2 protein-coding genes are annotated in these 7,518 nt (G+C 59.4%); both read left to right on the top strand.

The genetic code is table 11. From position 1 onward, the window contains the following. Positions 1–115: 115 nt before the first annotated feature. The gene (locus ACS5Q0_RS21800; protein WP_473128751.1) at positions 116–4,384 is read left to right on the top strand and encodes a cadherin repeat domain-containing protein; all 4,269 of its coding nucleotides are present in this window, start codon (positions 116–118) and stop codon (positions 4,382–4,384) included. A gap of 178 nt (positions 4,385–4,562) precedes the next feature. Continuing rightward, complete coding sequence (locus ACS5Q0_RS21795; protein ID WP_473128750.1) at positions 4,563–7,292, top strand: hypothetical protein; 2,730 nt, start codon at positions 4,563–4,565, stop codon at positions 7,290–7,292. The last annotated feature ends 226 nt before the right edge of the window (positions 7,293–7,518 follow it).

The raw sequence follows: 7,518 nt of genomic DNA, 5'->3' as shown, positions 1-7,518 counted from the left end.
TACATCGACCTGACGTAACTTGGCGACGATCTCTTCCGGCTTGTGGCGCTTCCTGGGCATTGTGGTCCTCCTGTCTGCCTCAAGACATACTTCAAGGTGGACCAATTCAATGGGGGTGAATCAGCAAGACGACGGAGTTGGCGGAGCGCTCGACTACAGGCTCGTCAGCGACTTCAACGGAAAGTTCGGGATCAGGACCATCGAGCAAGATGGAGTCAAGTACGGCGAGATCTTCCTCACTGGTTCAGGGTTGGATTTTGAGGCGTTGACCGCAGGGCTGGATGTGAGGGTCGAAGGCGCCCGGAAATATGTCAAGGTCACGGCCTACGCTCAGGAGACGGACATCGCCAATGGCGGCCTGAAGTCAGATAACAGTGATATCTGGGTGGAGATCCTCGACGCCAATGAGGCGCCGACCGCTCCGAAGTGGAACCTTGCGGGCAATCCGACCAATATCAGCGTACAAGAAACTCGGCCTTTCAGCGTAAGCGTCGTCGCCACCGACCCGGAGACGACATCAGGCTTGCGCTATAGCTGGGGGCTCGATCCCTCGGGTAATGTCGGGAATGCGGGCGGGCTCTTCGAAATCGTTTCGTCCACCGGCCTCGTCACCTTGGCACCAGGCCGCGAGTTGGATTATGAATCTCTGCCGAGTGGCGCGAAGTTCCATAAAATCTATGTGCGGGCGTGGGATGGGGTCAACTTTGGCGACACTCAGGAACTGATCATCAACGTCTCGGATATCAACGAGGCACCGAACGCGCCGACGTGGAGCAACAACTCGACGAGCCTGCCGGCGGTTCAGGAAAATACCGCTTTCACGGCTCAACTGAGAGCCACCGATCCCGACGGAACCACGACCTTTACTTACGAGTTCGATCCGTCCAACGGTGGGGCTACCGGTACTGCCAGCGCCAATGGCTTGTTCGTGATCGATCCGAACACAGGCGTTGTCAGCCTCGCACCAGGCAGGGGAGTGATCGATTACGAGGCCGCCACTAACGGGCAGTACACGATCTATGTCCGGGTCAAGGACGGCAGCCTCTACAGCGCCGTTCAGGCATTGACGATCAACGTTGCCGATGTGAACGAAGCTCCGACCGACGCGAATTACAACGTCAACGCCATGAACGAGACCGCTCAGGTGGGCACGCCCGTCGCCTCGCTCAACGGCCCGGTCATCGATCCCGATATCAGGGACGTGAATCGGAACTTCCGCTTCAAGCTGGTGACCGACGCGAGCGGCAACACCGTCTATACCGGTAACGCCTTCGCCATCGATCCGATGACGGGCCAGATCACGGTCGGTACCGGCGGTCTGCCTGACGTGTCTAGACCGGAAGTGATCAGGGTTTATGTGAAGATCACGGATCAGGGCGGCAACGGCTATTCCATCATCAAGCCCCTCGATGTCACGGTGAATCCGTCAACCGTGAACTCGCCTCCGGGGACTCCGGTCATCGTCAACGATTCCGTCGTGGAACTGAGCGAAAACAGCGGCGCGGTCCCGACGGTCGCGACGGTGCATTCGGAGGACGACAATGTGGGCGGCTCCCATGTGGAGTACGAAATCGTCACTAATCCGGGCAATCTCTTCTCGATCAATAACATGACGGGCGTGATCTCCTTCGCGGGGGGCGCCAATTACGAGGCGGCCAATATCGGTCTCTTCACCGAGTTCCCCGGCACCCCGCAGGAGCGCAAGTATTTCGAGGTGGTGGTCCGCGCCAAGGAGATGGGGATACCGAACGGTCAGCTGTCCGGCCAGAAGATCGTCAAGGTCTATCTCAACGACGTGAACGAGGCTCCGCATCTCGCAACGACCAATGCGACGGTGTCGATCAACGAGACGGCTGCAGTGAATGATCCGCTGGCGACCTTCACGTTGACCGATCCGGATGCGAACGAGCATTTCGTGTACGAACTCACGGGCTACCCGGTGGGTATGGACGGCGCGTTCCGGGTGGATGCGTCCGATCCGCAGAACCTGAAGATCGTCGTGGCCGACCAAAGCAAGCTGACGGTGGCCACAACCACGACCTTCACGCTCACCCTGACGGTTAAGGACAAGAACGGCGCGTCCGGCCATCTGACCGATACGCTGCCCTTCACCGTCACCGTCAACGACGTGCCACAGGGGAACAGCCCGCCAGTTGTCGCGCATCAAGATATCCCGGATATCCGTGAGGATACGGGAGTCAACCTAGCGATCGGCGCTCCTCTGGAGGCCCGTGACGATGATGGAGATGCCATCTCCCATTTCGATGTCGTCGGCCAGAATATGCCGTTCGAAGCCCGGGAAATCGGCGGCCAGTGGTTCCTCGTGGTCACCGGCCCGCTCGATTACGAGACCGCTCCAGGCAGCGACGGGGTTCCCGGCGGTCAGCGGTGGTATGATGTCCAGGTCACGGCGACAGCTGGGGGGCAGACCTCCGCGCCCGAGACTATCCGGGTCTATGTCACTGATGTGGATCCCGACAACACGGCGCCAGTCATCACGATCGACGGTCCGTTGAACTGGACGGTGGATGACGACGCTGTCGTCGATCCTTTCCAGCATCTCAGCTTCTTTGATGCCGAGGATGGCGGGAACGACAACGATCCGAGCACTTTCATCACGGCCCAGATCTTCTTCCAGGCCAATCAGGGTGCCATCGAGAACCAGCCAGTTCTAGATAATTTCCCTGGCGCCACATTCGACTACACGGACGGTTTTGTGAGTGTAACCGGCACGGCCGAGCAGGTGACTGCCATCGTCCACGGGCTTCGATTCCACACGCGGTCTCGTCCCAATGACCCAGATGGCGCATCGGAGTTGACCGGCTTCACAGTGATCCTGTCCGATACCAGAGGCGCCTTAACCTACCGAACGGTCACCGTGGATGCCTGGGCTGGCGGCCCGCACAACAACGCGGCGCCGACGGATATTCATCTGGATGGTGGCGCGGTGGCCGAAGACCTACAAGTGACTGGTTTGGTCGGCCTCCTGTCCGCCACGGACGAGAGCCCCTCGGCGCTGACCTATTCCTTCGTCACGGGCTTCGACGGCGCCGGTCACTTCGTGATCGAAGGCAACCAGATCAAGGTGCAGACGGCCCTCGACTACGAGGCTCCGATCGTGACCACTCCCGGTGCGGGGCTCGAGCAGGATCAGAGCGGCAATAGATTTTATCGCCTGCAGGTGGTGGCCAACGATGGCACGAATGCATCGACCCCGCAGGAGATCCTGGTCTACGTCACCGACGCGAACGATGCGCCGACGGCGGTGAATGTCCCCGTTCCAGCGACGGTGCGCGTGGGTTCTCACGCGAACGATGTCGTGACCACCGTGAGCGCGGTCGATCAGGATACGAACCCCACGTATCGGAACAACGTGTTCAAGTTCCTGTTGTCGGACGGCAGGACTCTGAGCGATGAAAGCGAGGATCACTTCTTCACCATCGACGCCAGCGGACACGTGAAGCTGAGGGCAGACGTGACCGACGCCGATCTGGGTGGCGCACACACGTTCACGGTTGTGGCCTATAAGGAAGGCGACGAGGCTCACTTTTTGCAGTCGCAGGTGCAGACGGTGACGGTGCAGGCTGCGGGGGCAAATACCGCTCCGACGGCTCCGACCTTGTCGCAAGCCTATGTGTTCGAGTTCGACGCGCCTGGCACTCTCATCGGCACACTCGAGTCGACAGATGTGGATCACGACCCGCTTGAGTACTGGATCATGAACAGCCAGAACCAATTGGTGAAGGATGACGGACGCTTCAAGATCGTAGGCAACGAGCTTCAGGTTTCGAATCCTCTGATGCTCGACGCGGAGGCCAATCCGCTCTTCAATCTCAAGCTGGTCGCAACCGATGATCACGGAGGTGTCAGCACGGTCGCCGATCAACAGATCAGCGTGCTCGACTGGATTGGTGAAACTGCCGTCGGCGATGGTGTCAACAACCTCATCCTCGGTTTCTTGGGCAACGACAACCTTTCTGGGAACAACGGGAACGATACTCTGTCGGGCGGCATTGGTCGCGATATCCTTGCCGGTGGTGAGGGTAGCGACGTGTTCATCTTCGATACGGATGCGGCGACGAACAACACCGACACGATCGTCGATTTCAAGGTCTCCGAAGGCGACAAGATCCACCTGAAGTGGGACATCTTTAGATTGGGTAGTGGCAATGTGGGTCACGCCCTGAGCGATGCGCAGTTCCACTTGGGTTCGCCTGCGACGGGGCTGTCGGGAACCACGCGTATCATCTACGAGAAGACAGGGACCGTGGCTCGGCTCTGGTACGATGGAGACGGTAGCGGCACCCGATTCAGCGCGAAGCTGATCGCCACCTTCTCAACCGAGAAGCCGGACCTCACGATTAACGACTTCCTCATCATCTAAACGAGATCCCGGGCGGGAGGTCATTCCCGTCCGGCCTACATCCGGACCGGCCCGCGGCTGAACTCAGCCATGACGCCAACAGGCGCCCGCGAAGGGCATGTGCCCTGGATTGTCAACCAGATGCAATGCTGTTACGTAACAATGGCATTGTTTCCAGCTTCTGTTCGAGAGGGCTCCTATGCCTACAAATCTTACCATCACGCCAGTCAATCAGTCGCAAAACCTTGGCTTCAACAATGTCGGTTTTGCTGAGAACCACCCTAACGGCTGGGTCATTGCCAAGATCACGGGGTTTCCTGCCAATGAGACCAACATTGGCACCCTGACATTCACCCCTGACACGGCGAACGGCGCCCCTGGAACCGATAGCGGCCGCTTCAACGTTATCAAGGCCACGGCCGCCGATACTGGGACTCCTCCAAGTTGGAACGTCGGCGATTGGGTCCTTGTCGTCGCCGATACGACGAAGATCAGCTTCGAAACCGAGGCCGGTCTTTTTAAAAATGCCTACAAATTCGTAAGCACGGCGGGCTCGGCCGATAGCTATATCATCAACGGCCGATGCTCGATCACGGACGTTAATGACGCCCCTGAGAACGTTGCTACGACCAACGATACGGTCAACGAGGAGCAGATGGGGATCGCCATCGGCGTTCTGAGTTCTTTCGACCAGGATGACGATTGGTGGCAGGATCCAATCACTGGGGAGCGACCGCGCCTCTACTCCATCGACGCCGGTCTCGATGGCGCGATGTTCGAGATCGCTGCCGACGGCAGGACTCTGAAGCTCAGGGATGGTATCAAGCTCGATTGGGAGACGATGACCAAGGTCGTGAACGACCCTGCCGATCCCAAGAACGGCATGAAATACGTCGAAGTCATTGTCAGGGCGACGGATCAAGGCAGCTACGATCCGGACGGTGTCCCGACCGGCCAAAATGCACAGTCAACGACTAGGACTGTTCGTGTTTACGCGAATAACGTCGCTGAAACCCCCGCCAACAATCCGCCGCCGAGCCCGGCGACGGCAGTGAACGTCAACGAGGGCACGGCCAGCGACCAGACGGTGGCGACGCTGGCGGCGCAGGATGGCGACAACCAAGTCATCACCTACACGTTCCAGAACGCGCAGGCCGGCTCGAACGGCCTGATCAGCGCCGACGGCAAGTTCAAGATCGTCGGCAACCTGATCCAGACCAACGGCACGGTGGCCGACGTGACGCAGGACACGCCGCTGACCTATGCGGTGGTGGCCAATGACGGCTCGGGCGCGGCCAACGCGACCACGACCGGCAACGTGACGATCACCGTCAAGGACGTGGCCCAGCCGCCGGCCAACACGGCGCCGACGATCACGGTCGATGCTGCGCACGCAACGACCAATACGTGGGATACGGCTCCGAGCGTGTCGCCGTTCAAGGACATTGTGACGGTTGCCGATGCGGACAGCACGAACTTGACGTTGAGGGTTTCGTTCCTCAGCACCAATGGTGCGCTGGAGAACGCCGATATGGCGACGAGTGTGAGTGGCCCCGATCCCTTCGAAGTGGTGACTTATACTTTCACCGGAACCGCGGAGCAGCTGAACGCGATCCTCCGTGGCCTGAAATTCAACCCACGCGACGGTTACCCTAACGTTGGCCAGGACCTTAACACTGTCTTCGAACTCAAGGTCAGCGACGGCATGAATACCGTCACCAATACCGAGGTGAAGGTTGTCACGAGTGTGAGCGGCAATGCCTTCCCGGTGATCAATGTGGACAACGGCACCGGATCGTGGACGGTCCTCGATACCCAAAGCGGCATGTTCGCTCTGAAGGGCTTGACCTTCGTCGATAGTGACGACCTCACGGTTGAGATCAAGTTCCATGAGGCCAACGGAACGCTCGTTGTTCCGGACGGTTTGGGTGACTTCTTCAATCCTGCGCAGGTCACGCGGACAGCCGGTGGGGACATCATCTATCGCTTTACAGGGACTGCCGCCGAGCTCCGGGTCGTGATGGATCTCCTGAAGTTCGATGCCGCCACGCGTACAAACGCTGTGATCGGCTCGGTGGAGAGCACGGTCCTGACGGTGAAGGTCACGGACGGTCAGCATGGTACGGACGGCACGACGGAGACCATCCGGATCGACTCGATCGCCGCCAAGGCCGGGTTTACGACCTTCATTGCGCCTCGGGAGCTCAGCACGGCCCCTGGCACCAAAGTCGGCGATCTCACGGCCGAGGACACGAAGCAGCACGCCTTCTCGTATCAGATCGTGCTCGCTGACGGCACGGTGACGAATACCGATGGGCGCTTCAAGATCGGCGCCGACGGCAAGTCCGTCGAGGTGGCCAACGGCTTCCTTTTGGATTACGAGCAGGCGAGAAGCCACAAGCTCAAGCTGAAGGTCACGGTTGCGGACGGCGACAACGACCCGACCAACAACCTCTCGTTCCTGCAGGATGTCACTATCAACGTGGCCGACTGGACCGCCGAGCGCACGAATGGCTCTGCCGCCAACGACTACTTCGTCGGCGGGGCAGGCAAGGACACGCTCTATGGTGGCGCCGGCAATGACAAGCTTAACGGCGGCGCGGGGAACGATATGTTGAAGGGCGGAGCCGGCAGGGACATCTTCATCTTCAACACCAAACTGAACGCGACCAAGAACATCGACAAGATCCTGGACTTCTCGGTGCCCAACGACTCGATCTGGCTCGAGAACAAGATCTTCACCAAGATCGGCAGCGGGACGATGGCGCGGCCCGGGAAGCTGAAGAAGGACTTTTCGTCAAAGGTGACAAGGCGTTGGATGGCAACGATTACATCATCTACGACAGCAAGAACGGCATTCTGTACTTCGACAAGGACGGATCCGGTTCTGCCAAGGCGGTGGCGTTCGCCACCCTGGCCAAGAACCTGAACCTCACCGAGAAGGATTTCTTCGTCATCTGAGGATGAGGTCTCTCCAATCGCGCGCCCCGGCAGCCAGCCTGCCGGGGCTTTTTGTTTGAGCATGTTCACGAGCCTAAGGGCCTGTCGATCGGCACAATCACGCCGACCCCATCACACCTTCACTGCTTGATAGGATCGGACCATTCATCTGCATGGGCATCGCAGGGCGACCCAGGGCGAGCGTGTGTCGTGGC

The sequence above is a fragment of the Microvirga sp. HS2 genome (assembly GCF_055792805.1).
This window is presented reverse-complemented; position numbering and strand designations above follow the sequence as displayed.

Coding starts and splice junctions, on each gene's coding strand:
- ACS5Q0_RS21795 (WP_473128750.1), top strand. CDS start 4,563: ATGCCTACAAATCTTACCATCACGCCAGTCAATCAGTCGCAAAACCTT.